At 73.4% G+C, this 20,185-nt stretch carries 19 protein-coding genes and 1 tRNA gene; 8 read left to right on the forward strand and 12 right to left on the reverse strand.

Translation table 11 applies throughout. The features are described 5' to 3' along the window. Positions 1–19: 19 nt before the first annotated feature. The 4 genes from O2W14_RS16860 to O2W14_RS16875 are packed head-to-tail and all read right to left on the reverse strand — an operon-like array spanning position 20 to position 3,999. Complete coding sequence (locus O2W14_RS16860; protein WP_269177270.1) at positions 20–502, reverse strand: hypothetical protein; 483 nt, start codon at positions 500–502, stop codon at positions 20–22. Then, complete coding sequence (locus O2W14_RS16865; RefSeq protein ID WP_269177271.1) at positions 502–783, reverse strand: helix-turn-helix transcriptional regulator; 282 nt, start codon at positions 781–783, stop codon at positions 502–504. Before O2W14_RS16865 ends, O2W14_RS16860 begins: the two co-directional genes overlap by 1 nt. Positions 784–823: 40 nt before the next feature. Further along, a complete protein-coding gene (locus tag O2W14_RS16870; RefSeq protein ID WP_269177272.1) occupies positions 824–1,498 on the reverse strand; it encodes a response regulator in 675 nt (224 codons plus the stop codon). After that, positions 1,495–3,999: a sensor histidine kinase gene (locus O2W14_RS16875; RefSeq protein ID WP_269177273.1), complete on the reverse strand. Its 2,505-nt coding sequence runs from the start codon at positions 3,997–3,999 to the stop codon at positions 1,495–1,497. The genes O2W14_RS16870 and O2W14_RS16875 overlap by 4 nt, the downstream gene beginning before the upstream one ends. Before the next feature lie 103 nt (positions 4,000–4,102). Between O2W14_RS16875 and O2W14_RS16880 the strand changes: the two genes are divergently transcribed. Together O2W14_RS16880 and O2W14_RS16885 are read left to right on the forward strand one after the other, a co-directional pair. Continuing rightward, positions 4,103–4,534 (forward strand): helix-turn-helix domain-containing protein, encoded by a 432-nt coding sequence (locus O2W14_RS16880; RefSeq protein ID WP_269177274.1) that lies wholly within the window; start codon positions 4,103–4,105, stop codon positions 4,532–4,534. A gap of 10 nt (positions 4,535–4,544) precedes the next feature. After that, positions 4,545–4,967 (forward strand): VOC family protein, encoded by a 423-nt coding sequence (locus O2W14_RS16885; RefSeq protein WP_269177275.1) that lies wholly within the window; start codon positions 4,545–4,547, stop codon positions 4,965–4,967. Between the two features lie 48 nt (positions 4,968–5,015). Here O2W14_RS16885 and O2W14_RS16890 read toward each other — a convergent pair whose 3' ends face one another. Both O2W14_RS16890 and O2W14_RS16895 read right to left on the reverse strand, forming a co-directional pair. Further along, positions 5,016–6,962 carry an amino acid transporter gene (locus O2W14_RS16890; RefSeq protein WP_269177276.1) on the reverse strand — a complete coding sequence of 649 codons (1,947 nt, stop codon included), beginning with the start codon at positions 6,960–6,962 and terminating at the stop codon, positions 5,016–5,018. Positions 6,963–7,059: 97 nt separating this feature from the next. Beyond that, complete coding sequence (locus tag O2W14_RS16895; protein WP_269177277.1) at positions 7,060–7,677, reverse strand: DedA family protein; 618 nt, start codon at positions 7,675–7,677, stop codon at positions 7,060–7,062. 305 nt (positions 7,678–7,982) lie between these two features. Between O2W14_RS16895 and kdpF the strand changes: the two genes are divergently transcribed. The 5 genes from kdpF (at position 7,983) to O2W14_RS16915 (ending at position 12,641) form a co-directional block, all read left to right on the forward strand. Then, the gene (kdpF, locus tag O2W14_RS20010) at positions 7,983–8,063 is read left to right on the forward strand and encodes a K(+)-transporting ATPase subunit F (RefSeq protein ID WP_370629363.1); all 81 of its coding nucleotides are present in this window, start codon (positions 7,983–7,985) and stop codon (positions 8,061–8,063) included. After that, entirely contained in the window at positions 8,063–9,763 is a 1,701-nt protein-coding gene (gene kdpA, locus O2W14_RS16900; RefSeq protein ID WP_269177278.1) for a potassium-transporting ATPase subunit KdpA, read from the forward strand. The genes kdpF and kdpA overlap by 1 nt, the downstream gene beginning before the upstream one ends. Positions 9,764–9,824: 61 nt before the next feature. Further along, positions 9,825–11,864, forward strand: coding sequence for a potassium-transporting ATPase subunit KdpB (kdpB, locus tag O2W14_RS16905; RefSeq protein WP_269177279.1), 2,040 nt, complete (start codon positions 9,825–9,827; stop codon positions 11,862–11,864). Further along, positions 11,864–12,472, forward strand: a complete 609-nt coding sequence (gene kdpC, locus O2W14_RS16910) for a potassium-transporting ATPase subunit KdpC (protein WP_269177280.1) — start codon at positions 11,864–11,866, stop codon at positions 12,470–12,472. Before kdpB ends, kdpC begins: the two co-directional genes overlap by 1 nt. Positions 12,473–12,568: 96 nt before the next feature. Further along, positions 12,569–12,641, forward strand: a tRNA-Ala gene (locus tag O2W14_RS16915). 79 nt (positions 12,642–12,720) lie between these two features. Here the strand turns inward: O2W14_RS16915 and O2W14_RS16920 are convergent. The 4 genes from O2W14_RS16920 to O2W14_RS16935 all read right to left on the reverse strand — a co-directional run bounded on the left by O2W14_RS16920 (position 12,721) and on the right by O2W14_RS16935 (position 17,665). Then, complete coding sequence (locus O2W14_RS16920; protein WP_269177281.1) at positions 12,721–13,632, reverse strand: hypothetical protein; 912 nt, start codon at positions 13,630–13,632, stop codon at positions 12,721–12,723. A 227-nt stretch (positions 13,633–13,859) separates the two neighbouring features. Further along, positions 13,860–16,121: a catalase/peroxidase HPI gene (katG, locus tag O2W14_RS16925; RefSeq protein WP_269177282.1), complete on the reverse strand. Its 2,262-nt coding sequence runs from the start codon at positions 16,119–16,121 to the stop codon at positions 13,860–13,862. Beyond that, positions 16,118–16,591 (reverse strand): Fur family transcriptional regulator, encoded by a 474-nt coding sequence (locus O2W14_RS16930; protein ID WP_269177283.1) that lies wholly within the window; start codon positions 16,589–16,591, stop codon positions 16,118–16,120. Before O2W14_RS16930 ends, katG begins: the two co-directional genes overlap by 4 nt. Positions 16,592–16,768: 177 nt before the next feature. Beyond that, a complete protein-coding gene (locus O2W14_RS16935; protein ID WP_269177284.1) occupies positions 16,769–17,665 on the reverse strand; it encodes a nucleotidyltransferase domain-containing protein in 897 nt (298 codons plus the stop codon). A gap of 52 nt (positions 17,666–17,717) precedes the next feature. Here O2W14_RS16935 and O2W14_RS16940 point away from each other — a divergent pair, with 52 nt between their 5' ends. Beyond that, positions 17,718–19,142 (forward strand): CCA tRNA nucleotidyltransferase, encoded by a 1,425-nt coding sequence (locus O2W14_RS16940; RefSeq protein WP_269177285.1) that lies wholly within the window; start codon positions 17,718–17,720, stop codon positions 19,140–19,142. A gap of 50 nt (positions 19,143–19,192) precedes the next feature. On the opposite strand, the gene O2W14_RS16945 is transcribed toward O2W14_RS16940, so the two are convergent. Together O2W14_RS16945 and O2W14_RS16950 are read right to left on the reverse strand one after the other, a co-directional pair. Beyond that, complete coding sequence (locus tag O2W14_RS16945) at positions 19,193–19,711, reverse strand: HPP family protein (protein ID WP_269177286.1); 519 nt, start codon at positions 19,709–19,711, stop codon at positions 19,193–19,195. Continuing rightward, positions 19,708–20,184, reverse strand: coding sequence for a hypothetical protein (locus tag O2W14_RS16950; protein WP_269177287.1), 477 nt, complete (start codon positions 20,182–20,184; stop codon positions 19,708–19,710). Before O2W14_RS16950 ends, O2W14_RS16945 begins: the two co-directional genes overlap by 4 nt. Position 20,185: the final 1 nt, after the last annotated feature.

The raw sequence follows: 20,185 nt of genomic DNA on the forward strand, positions 1-20,185 counted from the left end.
CGCGGGTCTGGTCGGTGGGTCAGGCCTCGCGGGACCAGGCGGTCACCATCGAGGGCAGCACGACCCCGACGTGGAACGGCAGCAGGACCGCAGCGGTGGCCACGCCGGCGCCCGGGGCGGCCCAGTCGAACGTCAGCCAGGCCGCGACGACGGCCAGCTCTGCGGTCAGCAGGGCGAAGCCGATCCGGTAGCTGAGCGCGTAGGCCTCCCCGCGCAGCTGCCACTGGCGCTCGTCCAGGGCCTCCGCGGGCAGCTCCTCGACCCCCCGGGTGCTCGCCTTGAGCGCGCCGAGGAGGAACACGAAGGCCACCAGCAGCACGGCCAGGGCCACGGCGAACACGACCGGAGCGCTCTCCATGAACGCGAAGAGCCCCGCCTCGACGACGAGCAGTGCGCCGAGGGCGAGGACGAGCCGTCGCCGGGCCGGGGTGGTGCGGAAGCGCTCGAAGCGCGGGTCGTCCAGGACCTGGGCCCGTCGTTCGGTGCGGGTGCTGCTGGTCATCACGTCTCCTGGGTGCCGGGAGCAGTGCCGTAGACCTGCTCGGACAGTGCGCGGAACGGGGTGAGGGAGAAGACCGCCTCCATCGGGAGGCCGAAGACGGCGGCCAGCCGGAGCGCGAGGGTGGCGCTGGGGCTGTACTCGCCGCGTTCGAGGTAGCCGATCGTCTGGTAGTGGACGCCGACGGCGGCGGCCAGCTCCTGGCGGGACATCCCGCGCTCGGCCCGCAGCAGACCGAGCCGGTTGTACAGCTCGACCTCGTCGGAGCGTTTGCGCGGCGCCATGTAGCAAAAGTACAACAAACCAAACTGCGTGTGCAACGGGTCAGGGCGTGAAGCGGTAGCCCATGCCCGGCTCGGTGTGCAGGTAGCGCGGGTGTGCGGGGTCCGGCTCGAGCTTGCGGCGCAGCTGGGCGAGGTAGACCCGCAGGTAGTTGGTCTCCCGCTCGTAGGCCGGGCCCCACACCGACTGCAGCAGCTGCTTCTGCCCGACCAGCCGGCCCGGTGAGCGCACCAGCTCCGACAGCAGCGCCCACTCCGTCGGCGTCAGCCGCACCTGGACGCCGTCCACGCGCACCTGCTTCGCCGCCAGGTCGACGGTGAAGTGGTCGGTGACCACCTGCGCCTGTCCGGGCTCGGCGGTGCCGCGACGCACCGCTGCGCGCAGCCGGGCCAGCAACTCGGCCATGTCGAAGGGCTTGGTCACGTAGTCGTCGGCGCCGGCGTCGAGGGCGGCGACCTTGTCCTGGCTGTCGGCACGGGCGGAGAGCACGAGCACCGGTCCGGTGAACCACGGCCGCAGCCCGGCGAGCACCTCGGTGCCGTCGAGGTCGGGCAGCCCGAGGTCGAGCACGACCACGTCCGGGTGCGCGGTGGCCGCCTCCCGGAGGGCGGACGTGCCGTCGGGGGCGGTGACCACCTCGTACCCGGCCGCCCGCAGGCTGATCCGCAGGGCCCGCAGCAGCTGGACGTCGTCGTCGACGACGAGCACCCGGCTCACGAGGGCACCGCGACCGGCGCCTCGGCCAGGGCGAGGGAGACCACCATGGTGAGCCCCCCGCCGGGGGTGTCCTCGGCGGTCAGCGTGCCGCCCATCGCCTCGGTGAGCCCGCGGGCCACGGCCAGGCCCAGGCCCACGCCCTGGCCGGCCGGGGCGTCGCCGAGCCGCTGGAAGGGGGCGAACACCCGCTCCCGGTCGGCCGGACGGACGCCGGGTCCGCGGTCGACCACGCGCAGCTCGACCCGGCCGGCGGCGGCGCCGGCGCGGACGTCGACCGGGCCGGTGGCCGCGTGCCGGGTGGCGTTGTCGGCGAGGTTGGCGACCACCCGCTCGAGCAGACCGGGGTCGGCGAGGGCGGCGGGCAGGTCGTCGGGGGAGCTGAACCGCACCCGGGCGCGCTGGTCGTCGTCCAGCCAGGACAGCGCGGCGTGCACCACCGAGGTGAGGTCGGCCGGTGCGCTGACCGGGGTGAGCGCCCCGGACTGCAGCCGGCTCATGTCCAGCAGGTTGTCGACCAGGCCGGTGAGCCGGTCGGCGGACTCGTCGACGGTGGCGATCAGCTCGGTGCGGTCGTCGTCGGTGAGCGCCAGGTCGGTCGAGCGCAGCGCGGAGGAGGCGGCCTTGATGCCGGCCAGCGGGGTGCGCAGGTCGTGGCTGACCGCGGCGAGCAGCGCGGTGCGCATGCTGTTGCCGGCGGCCAGCCGGTCGACCTCGGCGGCCTGCGCGGCGAGCCGGCCCTGCTGCAGCGCGACGGCGGCCTGCTCGGCGAAGGCGACCAGCACCCGGCGCTCGCTGGCCGGCAGCGTGCGCCCGCACAGCTGGAGGGTGAGGGAGTCGGTCACCTCGATCTCCTCGGGCTGCTCGCCGTCGGGGGCGCCGCAGGTGCCCACGGTGCGGTCGCCGTCGGCGGTCTGCTCGACCATGGCCACCGACCGCAGCCCGAACGCCTCCCGCACCTGCTCCAGCAGCGCGGGCAGTGCCCGGTCACCGGCGAGGACCGAGCGGGACAGCGAGGCGAGCATCGCCGTCTCCGCGCCGGCCCGGGCCGCGGCGGTCGCCCGGCGGGCGGAGCGGTCGACGACGCTGGCCACGGCGACGGCCACCACGAGGTAGCCGCCCAGGGCCACGATGTCGTCGACCCGGCCGACGGTGAGCCGGCCGGTGGGCTGGGTGAAGAACCAGTTCTCGGCCAGGCCGCTGGTCACCGCGGCGAACACCGCCGGCAGCAGCCCGCCGACGAGGGCCACCGCGACGACCAGCAGCAGGAAGACCAGCAGCACGCTGGCCAGCGACAGCGCGGCGTCGGCGGCCAGGCAGGCCAGGGTCACCAGCGGGACGCCGGCCAGAGCCAGCGCGACGCCGAGCCAGCGGCGGCGGGCGGTCAGCGCACCGGTGAGCGGGGGCAGCCGCCAGCCGGGGGAGCCGGCGGCGGAGTGGGTGACGATGTGCACGTCGATCTCGCCGGAGGCGGCGATGACCTCGCCGCCGATGCCGCCGCGCAGCGCCCGCGCCCAGCGCGACCGCCGGCTGGTGCCGACCACCAGCTGGGTGGCGTCGACGCCGCGGGCGAACTCCAGCAGGGTCGCGGCCACGTGGTCGCCGACGACCTGGTGGTAGGTGCCGCCGAGGCTCTCGACCAGCGCGCGCTGGGTCTGCAGTGCCTCCGGTGAGGCACCGGCCAGGCCGTCGGAGCTGAGCACGTGGACGGCGAACAGCGCGCCGGTGCCCGAGCGCCGGGCGACCCGGGCGGCGCGGCGCACCAGCGTCTCGCCCTCGGGGCCGCCGGTCAGCGCGACGACGACCCGCTCGCGGGCCTCCCAGACGTGGTCGATGTCGTGCTCGGTGCGGTAGCGGCGCAGGCCCTCGTCGACCCGGTCGGCCAGCCACAGCAGGGCGAGCTCGCGCAGCGCGGTGAGGTTGCCGACCCGGAAGTAGTTGCCCATCGCGGCGTCGACCCGCTCGGCGGGGTAGACGTTGCCGTGCGCCATCCGCCGGCGCAGCGACTCCGGCGACATGTCCACCAGCTCGACCTGGTCGGCCCGGCGCACCACCTCGTCGGGCACGGTCTCCTGCTGGACGACGCCGGTGATCTGCGCGACGACGTCGGTGAGGCTCTCCAGGTGCTGCACGTTGACCGTCGTCAGCACGCTGATCCCGGCGGCGAGCAGCTCCTCGACGTCCTGCCAGCGTTTGGCGTTGCGGGAGCCGGGGGCGTTGGTGTGCGCGAGCTCGTCGACGACCACCAGGTCGGGGCGGCGGGCGCGCACGCCGTCGACGTCCAGCTCGGTCAGCGTCACCCCGCGGTGGGTGACCTGGGCGCGGGGGAGCACCTCCAGGCCCTGCAGCTGCTCCAGCGTGCGCGGCCGGCCGTGGGTCTCGACCAGCCCGACGACGACGTCGGCGCCGCGGTCGGCGCGCCGGTGGGCCTCACCGAGGACGGCGAAGGTCTTCCCGACGCCGGGTGCGGCGCCCAGGTAGATGCGCAACGTGCCGCGGGCCATGGCCCCATGATCGTCCCGCCCGGGGAGGAGGGGGCGCCGCCGGGCGTCAGGAACGCGTCAAGACCACCCGGACGGACTGCCCGGCGGCTGCCATGATCCGGCGGTGAGCCGGGCGAGCGAGGACTCCAACCGGCGGATGCTGCGGGCCCGGGACGCGATGGACCGCAGCTACGCCGAGCCACTGGACGTGCCCGCGCTGGCCCGCATCGCCTGCGTCTCCGAGGCCCACTTCATCCGCACGTTCAAGGCGACCTTCGGCGAGACGCCGCACCGCTACCTGCAGCGCCGCCGGGTGGAGCGGGCGATGGTGCTGCTGCGCACCAGCGAGCAGTCGGTCACCGACGTCTGCATGGCGGTGGGGTTCAGCAGCCTCGGCACGTTCAGCCGGGTGTTCGCCGTCGTCGTGGGGGAACCGCCGAGCGTGTACCGGCGCCGCGGCCCGCTGGCGTCGGTGCCCAGCTGCTTCGGCATGCGCTGGCTGCGGCCGGCGGAGACCGCAGTTCCGGAGAAGCACGCGGCGGCCGCTCGCCCCTAGCGTCGTCGGCATGTTGAACACCATCTCGATCACCAGCCTGTACGTGCTCGACCAGGACGAGGCCCTCGACTTCTACGTCGGGAAGCTCGGCTTCGAGGTCCAGACCGACCAGCAGTTCGGGCCGATGCGCTTCCTCACCGTCGCGCTGCCCACCGACCCCGGGCACGCCGTCCTGCTGGAGCTGCCCGCGCCGCCGGCGGTGAGCCCGGAGGTCGCCGAGCAGGTGCGCGACGCCGTCACCAAGGGCGCCGGCGGGGGCAACCTGTTCTTCACCACCGACGACGCCCACAAGACGCACGCGGAGCTTCGGGAGCGCGGCGTCGACGTCCCCGAGGAGCCGGTCGTGCAGCCCTACGGCATCGACTTCGGCCTGCGCGACCCGTTCGGCAACTCCGTCCGGGTCGCCCAGATGACCCCGCCGCCGTCGTCCTGACGACCTCACATGGGGGGCAAAAGTGGCCACTTTCGCCCCCCGAGGTCCTCAGCCGACGTGGACGTGCGGACGGCGGTCGCGGTCGGGCTCGGCCTCGCGCAGCACCTCGCGGGTGACCGGGGCGACCTCGCCGGCGCCCAGCAGCAGGAAGCGGGCGAAGTTGGCGAACGGGTTGCCCTCGGTCCACTCGAAGTAGACGTGCGGGGTGGCGCCGGTGAGGTCGCGGGCCTCCAGCAGCAGCGCGGCCAGCGCGTTGGGCACCGAGGAGCTCTGCACCCGCAGCACGCGGTACTGACCGTGCACGACGTGCCCGTGCACCTGCAGCGAGCCCTCGAAGTCCGAGGGGTCGGTGACCTCGACCTCCACGAAGAGCACGTCGCCGTCGCGCAGGTCGTGCTCCCGGGTGGTCGCCTCGAGCTTGGCCCGGTACTCCTCCTCGTCACCGGGGCCGGGCTCGTTGGCGACCAGCCGCAACGTGCGCCGGGCACAGTCGCGCAGGAACAGCTGGGCGGTCTCGTCGAACCCGACGTCGGTGACCCGCAGCTCGAAGGACCGGGACAGCCGCGAGGTGACGGAGACGGCGATGATCCCGGCGATGAACAGCGCGCCGATCTTCAGGCCGTCGGGACGCTCGACGACGTTGACGACGGTCGTGTAGACGAAGACCGCCGCGATCACCCCGAAGCCGATCGTCTGGTTGCGCTGCCCGGCTCGGCGTGCGGACAGGGTGACCGCCACCGACGCGGAGGTGATCAGCACCAGCACGCCGGTGGCGTACGCGCCGCCCTGGGCGTCGACGTCGGCGTCGAAGAGCCAGGTGACCACGAACGCGATCGCCGTGAGCACCAGCACCATCGGCCGGGTCGCCCGGGCCCAGCGCGGCGCCATGCCGTAGCGGGGCAGGTAGCGGGGGATGAGGTTGAGCAGCCCGGCCATCGCCGAGGCCCCGGCGAACCACAGGATGGCGATGGTCGAGACGTCGTAGACGGTGCCGAAGCCGCTGCCCAGGTGCTCGTGGGCGAGGTAGGCCAGTGCGCGGCCGTTGGCCTCGCCGCCGTCGGCGAACTCCTGCTGCGGGATGAGCAGCGTGGTGAGGAAGCTGGTGGCCACCAGGTAGCCGCTCATGATCAGCGCGGCGGTGGTGAGCAGCTTGCGGGTGTCGCGGATCCGGCCGGTGGGGCGTTCCTCGGTGTCGCCGGGGTCGCCCTGCACCAGCGGCATCACCGCCACGCCGGTCTCGAAGCCGGACAGCCCTAGGGCCAGCCGGGGGAAGACGATCAGCGCCACCGCAATCGCCATCAGCGGGTTGCTGTGCTGGGTGGTGAGCGCCGTCGTCCAGTCGGTGACGACGCTGCCGTGGGTGGCGATCTCCCAGGCGCCGACCACCACGACGACCAGGTTGAGCCCCAGGTAGACCCCGACCAGGCCGACGGCCACGCCGATCGCCTCGCTGAACCCGCGCAGGAACACCGCGCCCAGCAGCGCGAGCAGGCCCAGGGTGATCAGCACGCGGTGGTCGTCGAGGAGGTGCGGGACGTGCGGGTTCTCCACGATGTGCGCGGTCGCGTCGGCCGCCGACAGCGTCATGGTGATCAGGAAGTCGGTGGCGGCGAAGCCGAGCAGCACCAGCACGAACAGCTTGCCGCGCCAGAACGGCAGCAGCCGCTCCAGCATGGCGATCGACCCCTCGCCGTGCGGGCTCTCCCGGGCGACGCGGCGGTACACCGGCAGCGCACCGAGCAGGGTGAGCGCGACCAGCACCAGCGTGGCGAGCGGGGAGATGACGCCGGCGGCGAGCGCGGCGATGCCGGGCTGGTAGCCCAGGGTGGAGAAGTAGTCCACGCCGGTGAGGCACATGACCTTCCACCACGGACGGCGGTGCGCCTCGTGGGCCGGGGCGGTGTGCGGGCCGGGGTGCTCGGCGCCGCGCTGGGCGGCGTCGTCCAGCAGCCAGTCGCGCACCGGTCGGCGGGTGGGCTGGATCGCGGTGGCCACGCCTGCTCCTCGTCAGCGGCCCGGCTGTCCCGAGCACCGCTCACCGACGCTAGGAGCCCGACGGGGGCCCGGACGGGCACGCCGCGTCAAGATCCCGTCAAGGAGTGGCGTGGGAGTGGTGCCGGGCGGACCGCACGACCAGCACCACGAGCAGGACGGCCAGGACGACGGCCGGCACCCACCCGGCGTCCCGGGCCACCCGTTCCCCGAGCGCCCGGGACAGCAGGACGACGGTGGCCGCCCAGGCCGTGCCGCTGACCACCAGGACCGGCCCGGCCAGCCGCAGCGGCACGTGCGCCCCGCCGGCGACCCGGGGGACCAGCGTGCGGGTGACCGCCACCCAGTGCCCACCGGCCAGCACCGCGGCCGTGCCCACCGGTCCGAGCCGCCCCAGCCAGCTGCGGGCCCTGCGGACGGCGGGGTCGACGCGGGCGCGCAGCCGGCGGTGGGAGCCGGGGTCCAGCGCCCGCCGTCCGTGCCCGCGGCGCCAGCCGGTCAGCGCTCCGCTCACGCTGGCCACGGCGGCCACCGCGACCGGCCACGCCGGGTGGGTCTCCGAGGTCGAGGACCACAGGCCCAGGACCACGAGCGTGGTGGTGCCGGGCAGCAGCATCCCGACCAGGAAGCCGCTCTCCACGCCCAGCACGACCGCCGCGACGCCGAGCACCAGGACCGGCGGCCAGTCGCCGATGCGGTCCAGGAGCGCGCTGAGCATGTCCTGACCGTGCCCTGATCCCGGCCGGTGAACCGGGGCCTGCCGGTCCTGTGAGGGGGCGCACAGGGTCGCCGTCCGGCGTCAGGGAGGCGTCAAGGACGGCGTCCGTCGTCGTCAGGGAACCGTCAGGACCGGGTGCGTCCGGCGTGACCGCTCCTAGCGTCCCGGCTCGCGAGGTGGACGACGACGGGTCGTCCGCGCGAGACGGATGAAGGTGCTCACGACGTGACCGACGTGGTCTACGTGCTCCTCACGCTGGTGGTCTTCGGGCTGCTGGCGCTGGCTGTGCGCGGGGTGGAGGAGCTGTGACCTGGGTCGGACTGGCCGTGGCCGCGGCCCTGGTGCTCTACCTGCTGGCGAGTCTCCTGTTCCCGGAGCGGTTCTGATGAGCGCCGGAGCAGGAGGCTGGCTGCAGGCGGGGCTGCTGGTCCTGGCGCTGGTCGCCGTCCACCGCCCCCTGGGCGACTGGATGGCCCGCGTCTTCACCACCGACGCCGTCGAGGGGCCAAAATCGCGACTTTGGCCCCGGTCGGGGCACTGGCGGGTGGAGAAGCTGGTCTACCGAGCCGTTGGTGTCGACGCCGACACCGAGCAGCGCTGGCCCACCTACCTGCGCAGCGTGCTGGCGTTCTCGCTGGTCTCGGTGCTCTTCCTGTACCTGCTCCAGCGCGTGCAGTCGGTGCTGCCGTGGAGCAACGGCATGGCCGGTGTGGACTCCGGCTCGGCCTGGAACACCGCGGTCAGCTTCGTGACCAACACGAACTGGCAGGGCTACTCGGGTGAGTCGACGATGGGCCACCTGGTCCAGATGGCCGGCCTGGCGGTGCAGAACTTCGTCTCCGCGGCGGTCGGGCTGGCGGTCGCGGTGGCGCTGGTGCGCGGGTTCGCCCGCACCCGCACCGACCGGCTGGGCAACTCCTGGGTCGACCTGACCCGCGCGCTCACCCGCGTCCTGCTGCCGATGGCGGTGCTCGGCGCGATCGTGCTGGTGCTCGGCGGCGTGGTGCAGAACCTGTCGGCGGGCACCGACGCGATGACGCTGACCGGGGCGAGCCAGTTCATCCCGGGCGGGCCGGTGGCCTCCCAGGAGGTCATCAAGCAGCTGGGCACCAACGGCGGCGGCTTCTACAACGCCAACTCCGCACACCCCTTCGAGGGCCCCAGCGCCTGGGTCTCGCTGTTCCAGGTGTTCCTGATGCTGGTCATCCCCTTCTCCCTGCCGCGCACCTTCGGCCGGATGGTGGGCGACAAGCGGCAGGGCCTGGCGATCGTCGGCGTGATGGCGACCCTCGCGACGGCGTCCCTGGCGCTGAACAGCTGGGCGCAGTCCCGGGCCGGCGGTGCCGCGCTGCAGCTGGCCGGGGCGGCGACCGAGGGCCAAGAGGTGCGTTTCGGCGGACCGCTGTCGGCCCTGTTCGGGACGGCGACCACGCTCACCTCGACCGGCGCGGTCAACTCGCTGCACGACAGCTACACCCCGGCCGGTGGGCTGCTGACGATGTTCAACATGATGCTGGGCGAGGTCGCGCCCGGCGGCGTCGGCTCGGGCCTCTACGGGATGCTCGTGCTCGCCGTCATCGCCGTCTTCGTCGCCGGGCTCATGGTCGGGCGGACGCCGGAGTACCTGGGCAAGAAGCTCGGCCGCCGCGAGATGACGCTGGCGTCGCTGTACGTGCTCACCACCCCGGCGATCGTGCTGGTCGGGACGGCGGTGGCGATGGCCACCGACGCCGGCCGGAGCTCGATGCTCAACGACGGCCCGCACGGCCTGAGCGAGGTGCTGTACGCGTTCACCTCGGCCGGCAACAACAACGGCTCGGCGTTCGCCGGGCTGAGCGCGAACACGCCGTTCTACAACACCGCCCTCGGGTTGGCGATGGCCTTCGGCCGGTTCGTCCCGATCGTGCTCGTGCTCGCCCTCGCCGGCCGGCTCGCCCAGCAGGGCCGCACCCCGGCCACCGCCGGGACGCTGCCGACGCACCAGGTGCTGTTCGTCGGGCTGCTGTCCGCCGTCGTCCTGGTCGTCGTCGGCCTGACGTACTTCCCGGTGCTGTCCCTCGGCCCCCTGGCGGAGGCCCTCTCATGACCTCCCACCCCCGGGCGGAAGTGGCCACTTCCGCCCTCCTTGCAGACGTAGAAGGACTGTCATGACTGCGACGCTCGATCGTCGTCCCGAGACCGCTGCCGAGCCCCGCTCGCAGCAGCGCAGCAGCATCGACTGGGGCCCGGCCCTGGTGGGTGCGGTGCGCAAGCTCGACCCGCGCGGCCTGGTGCGCCAGCCCGTCGTGTTCGTGGTGTGGGTCGGCTCGGTGTTCTCCACCGTGCTGGCGATCACCGACCCGTCGCTGTTCGGCTGGCTGATCGCGGCCTGGCTGTGGCTGACCGTGCTGTTCGCCAACATCGCGGAGGCCGTCGCCGAGGGCCGCGGCAAGGCGCAGGCGGCGAGCCTGCGCAAGGCCCGCACCAGCACCGTCGCCGTCCTCGAGGACGGCACCGAGGTGCCCGCACCGGACCTGAAGCCCGGGATGCGCGTCGTGGTCGTCGCCGGGCAGGTCGTGCCCGGGGACGGCGACGTCGTCGAGGGCATCGCCAGCGTCGACGAGTCGGCGATCACGGGGGAGTCCGCGCCGGTGATCCGGGAGTCCGGCGGTGACCGCTCGGCGGTGACCGGCGGGACGACGGTGCTGTCCGACCGGATCGTCGTCCAGATCACCAGCAAGCCCGGCGAGACGTTCGTCGACCGGATGATCGCGCTGGTCGAAGGCGCCTCCCGGCAGCGGACGCCGAACGAGATCGCGCTGAACATCCTGCTCAGCTCGCTGACCATCGTGTTCCTGCTGGCCGTGGTGACCCTGCAGCCGCTCGCCATCTACTCCGGCGCCGAGCAGTCGATGACCGTGCTGATCGCGCTGGTGGTCTGCCTGATCCCGACCACCATCGGGGCGCTGCTGTCGGCGATCGGCATTGCCGGCATGGACCGGTTGGTGCAGCGCAACGTGCTGGCGATGAGCGGCCGTGCCGTCGAGGCGGCCGGCGACGTGAACACCCTGCTGCTGGACAAGACCGGCACGATCACCCTCGGCAACCGGCAGGCAGCCGAGTTCGTCCCGGTCGGCGACGCGACCCAGGCGGAGGTCACCGAGTCCGCGCAGCTGGCCTCGCTGTCCGACGAGACCCCCGAGGGGCGCAGCATCGTGGCGCTGGCCGGGCTGGGGGAGCGGGACACCGGCGGTGCGGAGTTCGTGCCGTTCACCGCGCAGACCCGGATGAGCGGCGTCGACCTGCCCGACGGCCGGCAGCTGCGCAAGGGCGCGGCCGGCGCGGTGCAGAACTGGGTGCGCTCGCTCGACGGCGCCGTCCCGCCGGACGTCGCCGCCGTGGTCGACCGCATCGCCGCCTCGGGCGGGACGCCGCTGCTGCTGGCCGAGGCCGGCGGGGAGGGCACCCGCGTCCTGGGCGTCATCCACCTCAAGGACGTCGTGAAGCCCGGCATGAAGGAGCGCTTCGACGAGCTGCGCCGGATGGGCATCCGCACGGTGATGATCACCGGCGACAACGAGCGGACGGCGCGGGCGATCGCGGCCGAGGCCGGCATCGACGACGTCCTGGCCGAGGCGACGCCGGAGGACAAGCTGGCGCTGATCGTCAAGGAGCAGGACGGCGGCCGGCTGGTCGCGATGACCGGTGACGGCACCAACGACGCACCGGCGCTGGCGCAGGCCGACGTCGGGGTGGCGATGAACACCGGGACGTCGGCGGCGAAGGAGGCCGGCAACATGGTCGACCTCGACTCCGACCCGACGAAGCTGATCGAGATCGTGGAGATCGGCAAGCAGCTGCTCATCACCCGCGGGTCGCTGACCACGTTCTCCATCGCCAACGACCTGGCCAAGTACTTCGCGATCCTGCCGGCCATGTTCGCCGGGGTCTTCCCGGGGCTGGACACGCTCAACGTGATGCGGCTGGCCTCGCCGGAGTCGGCGATCCTGTCGGCGGTCATCTTCAACGCGCTGATCATCGTGGCGTTGGTGCCGCTGGCCCTGCGCGGCGTGAAGTACCGGGCGTCCTCGGCGTCGGCGATGTTGCGCCGCAACCTGCTGGTCTACGGCGTCGGCGGCGTGGTGCTGCCCTTCGTCGGGATCAAGCTCATCGACCTGCTCGTCTCTCTGATCCCCGGGATCGCGTGATGCCCACTCTGCGTTCTGGCCGCCAGCTGGTGGCCGCCGTCCGTGCCGTCCTCCTCGCCACCGTGGTGCTGGGGTTGGTCTACCCGCTGGTGATGTTCGGCATCGCCCAGGTCATCCGCCCCGCTGGCGCCGACGGGTCGCTCGTGTCCCGGAACGGCGCCGTGGTCGGGTCGTCGCTGATCGGTCAGGCGTTCGTGTCCTCGTCCGGGGATGCGCTGCCGGAGTACTTCCAGTCGCGGCCGTCGGCGTCGGACTACGACGGCGCGGCATCGGGTGGGTCGAACCTGGGGCCCAACTCCTCGGACCTGGTCGACGCGATCACCGAGCGGCAGTCGCAGGTGGCGGCCTTCAACGGCGTGACGCCGGCCGACGTGCCGGCGGACGCGGTGACGGCGTCGTCGTCGGGGCTGGACCCGGGCATCTCGCCGGCGTACGCGGCGCTGCAGGTGACGCGCGTGGCTGCCGCCCGTGGGGCTGCTGCCGGGGACGTCTCGGCGCTGGTCGAGGAGGCCACGCACGGCCGTGACCTGGGCTTCATCGGTGCGCCGTACGTCAACGTGCTGGAGCTCAACCTGGCGCTGAACGAGCGGTTCGGCACCGCAGGCTGACGACACGGCGCCGGGCGGGGGACCCCCTCCGTCGGGCGCCGAACACCGTTGTTGTACTGTTCTCCACGGCTCGGACACACCAGACCGGGTCGGCAAGGGGCTGTGGCGCAGCTGGTAGCGCACCACACTGGCAGTGTGGGGGTCAGGGGTTCGAGTCCCCTCAGCTCCACCCCGTTGATCAGGCCGTCCACCCGCTGGGGTGGGCGGCCTGACTCGTTGCCCGGGTGGCGCGTTCCGACCGCCGGGGGCTAGCGGCGGATGAACACCGCCGCCAGGCCCTGCGCGATCAGGTGGAACACGATCAGCGCCAGCACGCCGGCGAACAGGAAGTTGCCGATCCCGCTGAGGACTCCGCCCGTGACGAGGTTGATCACGCCGAACGTCACCGCCACGACGACCGCGAGGACGGTGGCCATCCTGAAGAACGGGGCCTGGCGTGCCTCCCGCGCCCGCGCGGCGCGCGCACGCTCCATCTGCGCCTGACGCTCACGGCCCTCCTGCTCCGCCAGTTCCGCCGCCCGGGCGGCGTCGGCGGCAGCCTCGGCGGCACGGCGAGCCTCCCGCTCCCGCGCCTGGGCGTCCCGCCGGGCCTGCTCGGCCTCGCGCTCAGCCCGTTCTGCTTCGCGTCGCGGGGCCTCAGCCCGCCACCGCTCCATCTCGGCCTCGTGCCGCTCGTGCTCGACCGTGCGCTCGACCTCCTCCTCCACGTCCAGCGCCTCCACCTCGGTGAGCGTGCGGCCCTGGGACGCTGCAGCGTCGCGCGCCTCGGCCAGTGCGCGGCGCTTCCGTCTGGCCAGCTGCTGCTCCTCGGCAGCGGCCTGCTCTCCGGCCTCCTGGCGGGCGCGTTCGGCGGCCTGCCGCTCCCACTCCGCCTCGCGGGCCATCTCGCGGTCCACCTCTGCAGCTGCCTCGGCGCCGCGACGGTCCCACTCCCGCTGCATCTCCGCAGCGGCGGCCTCGCGGCGGCGCTCTGACGCGGCCTCCGCCTCACGCCGCTCCCGCTCGTCCTGGCGGGCGCGGTCCGCGCGGGCACGCTCCTCCGCCTCTCGGACCACTGCGGTCTGTCGGTCCACGGCCTCCGTGGTGGCCCGCTCCGCGTTCACGATGTCGCAGGTCCGGCAGGCCCCGTGGTGCCCGTGGGCGCAGGCGAACAGCCCCATGCTGATGCTCCTGTAGGTAGGTGGTCCCCCTTCACGTCGACCAGTGGAGGGACCACCTGCATCGCCCGTTCGGGCGACTCGAGGAGAACGGCCGTCGTCCTCCCCAGGTGTGGTGTCGCTCAGCACCCCACTCGGGAACCGGGGTCCGCCCGTCCCGCGTCTGCCCTGGAGGGTGACGCGCGAACGCCCCGGTCCGCACGAGGCGGACCGGGGCGTCGCGGGGTGGGTCAGCGCAGGTCGAAGCGGTCCAGCTCCATGACCTTCACCCAGGCGGCGGCGAAGTCCTGGGCGAACTTCTCCTGCATGTCGTCGCTGGAGTAGACCTCGACGATGCCGCGCAGGATGGAGTTGGAGTTGAGCACCAGGTCGTTCGCGGTCGCCGTCCGGATGACGGTGCCGTCGGCGTCGAGGCCCTCGTAGACGTCCTCGTCCGACACCGAGGTGCGCCACTGGATGCCCAGGTCCAGCAGGTTGCGGAAGAAGTCCTGCGACAGGACGCCCGGCCGGTCGGTGAACACGCCGTGCTGCACGCCGGCGGTGTTGGCCCCGAGCACCCGCAGGCCACCGATCAGCACCACCATCTCGCGCGCGGTCAGCTCGAGCATGTACGCGCGGTCGATGAGCAGCGTCTCCGGCTGGAGCTTGGCGCCCGGCTTGAGGTAACTGCGGAAGCCGTCGGCCTTCGGCTCGAGCCAGCGGAAGTTGTCGACGTCCGTCTGCTCCTGGCTGGCGTCCGTGCGACCCGCGTGGAACGGCACGGTGAGCTGCACGCCGGCGTCGGCCGCGGCCTTCTCCACCGCCGCGGTGCCACCGAGCACGATCAGGTCGGCCAGCGAGACCCGCTTGCCGGTCTGCGACTCGAAGTCGCTCTTGACCTGCGCCAGCACCGGCAGCACGTCGGCGACGCCCTGGTTGGCGGCCCAGTTGATCTGGGGCTCCAGGCGCAGGCGCGCGCCGTTGGCGCCACCGCGCTTGTCGGTGCCGCGGTACGACGCCGCCGCCGACCAGCTGGTGTGCACCAGCTGCGACACGGTCAGCCCCGAGGCCAGCAGACGCGCCTTGAGGTCGGCGATCTCCGCCTCGCCCACGAGCTCGTGGTCGACGGCCGGCACCGGGTCCTGCCAGATGAGCTCCTCGGCCGGGACGTCCGGGCCGACGTAGCGGCTCTTCGGGCCCATGTCGCGGTGCAGCAGCTTGAACCAGGCGCGGGCGTAGGCGTCGGCGAAGTACTCCGGGTCGTTGTAGAACCGCTCGGAGATCTCCTTGAAGCCCGGGTCCGCCATCAGGGCGACGTCGGTGGTCGCCATCATCGGGGCGTTCATCTTGCCCTCGATGTGCGCGTCCGGGACGAGCGCCTGCGCCTCGGGGTTCTTCGGCTTCCACTGCTTGGCGCCGGCCGGGCTCTCGGTGAGCTCCCACTCGTAGCTGAACAGCATCTCGAAGTACGTGTTGTCCCACTGCGTCGGCGTCGGGGTCCACGCACCTTCGAGACCACTCGTGATGGTGTCGGCGCCCTTGCCGGTGCCGTGCTGGCTGATCCAGCCCAGGCCGTTGCCGTGCACCGGGCAGCCCTCGGGCTCCGGGCCGATCAGCTCCGGGTTGCCCGCACCGTGCGTCTTGCCGAAGGTGTGGCCGCCGGCGATCAGCGCGACGGTCTCCTCGTCGTTCATGCCCATCCGGCTGAACGTGACGCGGATGTCGTGGGCGGAGCCCAGCGGGTCGGGCTTGCCCTGCGGGCCCTCGGGGTTGACGTAGATCAGGCCCATGGTGACGGCGGCGAGGTGGCCGTCCTCCAGGTTGAGCGGGGCCTCGTCGGCGTAGCGTTCGTCGCCGAGCCAGGTGTCCTCGGGGCCCCAGAAGACCTCACCGGGCTGCCAGTTGTCGGCCCGGCCGAACGCGAAGCCGAAGGTCTTCAGGCCCATGTCGTCGTGCGCGACGTTGCCGGCGAGCACCAGCAGATCGGCCCAGGACAGCGAGCGGCCGTACTTCTGCTTGATCGGCAGCAGCAGGCGCCGCGCCTTGTCCAGGTTGGCGTTGTCCGGCCAGCTGTTCAGCGGGGCGAAGCGCTGCCCGCCCTCGCCACCGCCACCACGACCGTCGGCGATGCGGTACGTGCCCGCGGCGTGCCAGGACATCCGGATGAACAGCGGGCCGTAGTGGCCCCAGTCCGCCGGCCACCAGTCCTGCGACGTCCGCATGACCTCGACCACGTCGCGCTTGACCGTCTCGACGTCCAGCGCGGCCACGGCCGTCTTGTAGTCGAAGTCGCCGCCCAGCGGGTCGGAGTCGGCAGACGTCTTGTTCAGCACCTGGACGTCGACCTGGTTGGGCCACCAGTCGCGGGTGCTGCGGGGGCGACCGCTGGTCACCTGCTCCGGCGCCTTGATGGCCGGGTTCTCGCTCTCGCTGGTGCTCGCCGACTCGGCCTTGGCGACCTCGGTCTTGTCGTAGTCGTCGACGTCGACCTGGGACTTGTCGTACTCGGTCACGGAGCGCTCTTCTCTGCGGGAGGGGCGGGGGAGGGGGCGGCCGGTGCGGTGGCGCAGGAGAGGCACCGGCCCCAGTAGATGACCTCGGCCTCGTCGACGACGAAGCCCGACGGGGAGTCGCCGGACGGCGCCAGGCACGGCGCCTCGCCGGTCGCGCAGTCGACGTCGGTGATGACGCCGCACGACCGGCAGACCAGGTGGTGGTGGTTGTCGCCGACCCGGGCCTCGTACCGGGCGACCGAGCCCTGCGGCTGGATGCGCCGCAGCAGACCGGTGTCGGTGAGCACCCGCAGCACGTCGTAGACGGCCTGGTGGGACACCGCGTCCAGGCGGGTGCGCGCGGCGGCGATGAGCGCCTCGGTGTCCAGGTGCGGATGGGTGTGGACGGCGTCCAGGACGGCGAGGCGGGGCTGGGTGACCCTGAGGCCAGCGGCCCGGAGGTCCCGTTCGAGGTTCTCGCGAAGGGCCATGTGGGGCGAACTGTGTCCCACTTCCTTGAACCGATCAAGGAACGTCTCACCCTGCACCGGTCTGCCGCGCTCACCTGCGGGGCCGCGGTGGCCCACGAGGAGCTCGTCGGCGACGCCGTCAGCCGGGTGACGCGGTGAGCTGGTGCCGTGCTGCGCGTCGTCCCGGCGTCCGGTCGGTCAGCTCCGCGACCAGTGCCGGAGGTAGGAGCGGTGCAGCCAGTCATCGACCCAGGCGCGGTCCGGCTCCGCAGCGATCGATGAGCTCGTGCGCAGGGCGATCAGCCGCTGCTCGGCGTCGTCGATGGCGGCGACCACCTCGTCGAACGGCACCTCGCCACGGCGCACGGCGCGGAGGTACGCGCGCTCGGGCTCCGGCACCGGCAGGGTGATCCGACCCGTCGTCAGCAGCTCGACGCCCTGGAAGCCCAGGCGCAGCGCGTGCATGGCGTACTTGGTGTCGTAGCCGTGCACGGCCACCAGCTCCGGCCGGTTGGTGTGCGCGCCCGACTCCCCGGTCATCGCCGCACGCTGGGCGGACAGGTAGCCGAGGAACCGGCCGGCGGACAGCTGCGAGACGAACCGGTGGGCGTTCTCCACCAGCTCCGCGCCCGCCTCGTCACGGTGCACCACCTCGGCGTCGGGCACGAACAGCAGCAGCAGGACGGTCGGGTTGCCGGCCAGCGCGAGCTTCGCCCACTTGCGTGCGGAGTAGATGACGACGTCCAGGTCGCCGGCGCCCGACCGGTTCGCCAGCCCGCCGGGTCGGTCCCACACCGTGTGCCGCTGGTACTGCTCGAACTCGACCAGGTGCGACTCCGCACCGGTACCGGCCGGCACCCGGGCCACGCCGGTGACGTACTGCGGCGGCTCGAGGCAGATGCCCATCTCGTCCCGGTCGTCCTGGCCGCTGATCGACGTCCCGTGCACCCCGGACCCGACCTGGACGCGCAGGATCGTGCCCTGCTCGGCGATCCGCCGGGCCTCCTCGGAGGCGTGCGGGTGGCGGTAGCCGGCCGGCAGGCTGGTGTCGCCGCGCACCACCGGCACGGGACTGCGCAGGGCATCGGCGGTCATGGGCGCCAGGTTGTCACCGCGGCGGCGCCGAGGGCCAGCAGATACTGACGGCGTGGACGACGACGTGCGGCAGCCCGCGCCCGGGCTGCTGCAGCTCGGCAGCGGGGTCACCGCCGTCCTCGAGGCCGTCCGGTCGGCGGGTGGCCGGCCGTTCCTCGTCGGCGGGTGCGTGCGGGACGCGCTGCTGACCCCGGGGCGCCGACCCGCGGACGTCGACGTCGAGGTGTTCGGCCTCGGCCTCGACCAGGTGGCCGCGGCGCTGAAGACGGTCGGGCGGGTCGACGAGGTGGGCCGCTCGTTCTCGGTGCTCAAGGTGCTCAAGGTGCGCCGGGACGGCGAGGACCTCGACGTCTCCGTGCCGCGAGAGGACCCCACGACCCCGCTGCGCGAGGCTGCCCGTCGTCGTGACTACACGGTCAACGCGTTGATGTTCGACCCGGTGACCGAGGAGGTCGTCGACGCCGTCGGCGGGCTGGCCGACCTGCGCGCCGGCGTCCTGCGGCACACCGGGCCCGCCTTCGGCGAGGACCCGCTGCGGGTGCTGCGCGGCGTCCAGTTCGCCGCCCGCTTCGGCTTCCGGCTGGCCCCGGAGACCGCGCAGCTGTGCCGCGACCTGCTGCCCGCGTACGCGGGGCTGCCCACCGAGCGGGTGTGGGGGGAGTGGCGCAAGGTCGCGGAGAAGGGGCGGCACCTCAGCGCGGCCGTCGCGGTCCTGGTCGACTCGGGCTGGCTCGCGACGGTGCCGCAGCTGGCCCGGCTGTCCGGGGTGCGGCAGGACCCGCGCTGGCACCCCGAGGGCGACGCGCTCACGCACTCCCGGCTGGCGGCGGACGCTGCGGCCGCGCTCGCCGACGAGGCCGGGCTGACCGGCGACGACCGCACCGTCGTCGTCCTCGGGGCGCTCCTGCACGACCTGGGCAAGGCCCGGTACACGCAGCACCGGGCCGACGGGCGGATCACCTCCCACGGTCACGCCGAGGGCGGCGTCCCGCTGGTCGAGGAACTGCTCACCTCGATCGGGGCGCCGGCCGCCGTGATCGCGCGGATCGCCCCGATCGTGCGCGAGCACATGACGGCGATCACCACCGGCGGCCGGCCCAGCGCCGCCGCCGTCCACCGGCTCGCCCGCCGGCTGGAGCCGGCCTCGATCACCGAGTGGTCGCTGGTCTGCGGCGCGGACCACGCCGGCCGCGGCGCCGGCTCGGGGCCGAACCCGACGACGTCCTGGTTGGAGGTGGCCGCCTCGTCGGAGGTGCACCAGCGCGCGGGGCGCCCGCTGCTGCGCGGGCGCGACCTCGTCGCCCTCCGGCTCACGCCGGGGCGCCAGTTCGGCGTGGTCATGCGTGCTGCCGTCGCCGCCCAGGACGACGGGGAGTTCGTCGACCACGCCGGCGCGGTCGCCTGGCTGGCCCGCATGGCGGCCGACGGGCGCCTGGCGCAGTTGGTGGCCTCAGCTCCGGACGCCGACCGGGGGTGAAGGAGTGGGACGACGGTCGCAGGGCCCCGACCAGCCGCTCCCTGTCGAGGTCACCCGTCGGCTGACCAGACCGGCATCCGTGCGCCGGTGGCACGGTTGTACAGCCACACCACCGCGGTCACCAGGGCCACCGAGGCCAGCGCCACCACCAGGGCCGACGGCGCGGTCAGCAGTCCCAGGCTGACGATCAGCGTCGTCGCCCCGGCCGGCGGGTGCGGCCGGTCGAGGAGCACCAGCAGGCCCGCGGTCAGCGCCAGCGACAGCGCCGCGGCACCGATGCGCGGCCAGGTGACGCCCTCGGCCAGCACCGTCCCCGCACCGGTGAGACGGAAGACGACCAGCGACAGGTACCCCGCGGCCAGCGCCACGGCGTGCCCGATCACGGTGTTGCGCGGGCTGGAGGACGGCGACGTCGGCTGCTCGGTCTGCAGCACCGCGGTGGGGCCCAGGCTCGGGAACAGCCACGCCTGTCCGGTCAGCAGCGCGACGGCGCCGGCGGCGACCATCGCCAGCGCGCACCCGACGAACGCGTGCAGCCCCGCCGCCCGCGAGCCTCCCGGCCGGGTCATCCGGTGACCGACGCCTGCGGCGCCGACCCGATGATCAGCGCCTGCGGGGCGATGCTCTTCAGCTGGCTCTGCGCCCACGTCACCTGCCCGGTGGTCTGCGCCGAGCAGCGTTTCGCCAGCGCCAGCAGCTCGTCGTCCCGCAGGCCCTGGGCGGTCTGGCTGACCACCAGCCAGGTCGAGCCGACGAACGTGGCCAGCGTGTGCAGCTCCTGCAGGTCGCGCAGCAGCCCCAGTTCGCCGTCCCGTGCCTCCGGGACGCCGGGGACGTGCAGCCGCTCCGGGTCCCCGCCGGGGCCGTACCGGTCGCACACCGGCGCCAGGTCGGCGACGTGCTCGGCGCACTGGCCGCTGAGCAGCCGGCAGATGAAGTAGATGCCGGCGTCCCGGGAGTGGCCCTGCCCGATCGTGTCGAACGCGGCGCCGAGGGTCTCCTCGCTGCGGGACAGCAGGCCGAGGTAGGTGGCGAGCTGCACG

The organism is Modestobacter sp. VKM Ac-2986, from assembly GCF_026967795.1.
In the GTDB taxonomy this organism is placed as follows: Bacteria; Actinomycetota; Actinomycetes; order Mycobacteriales; family Geodermatophilaceae; genus Modestobacter.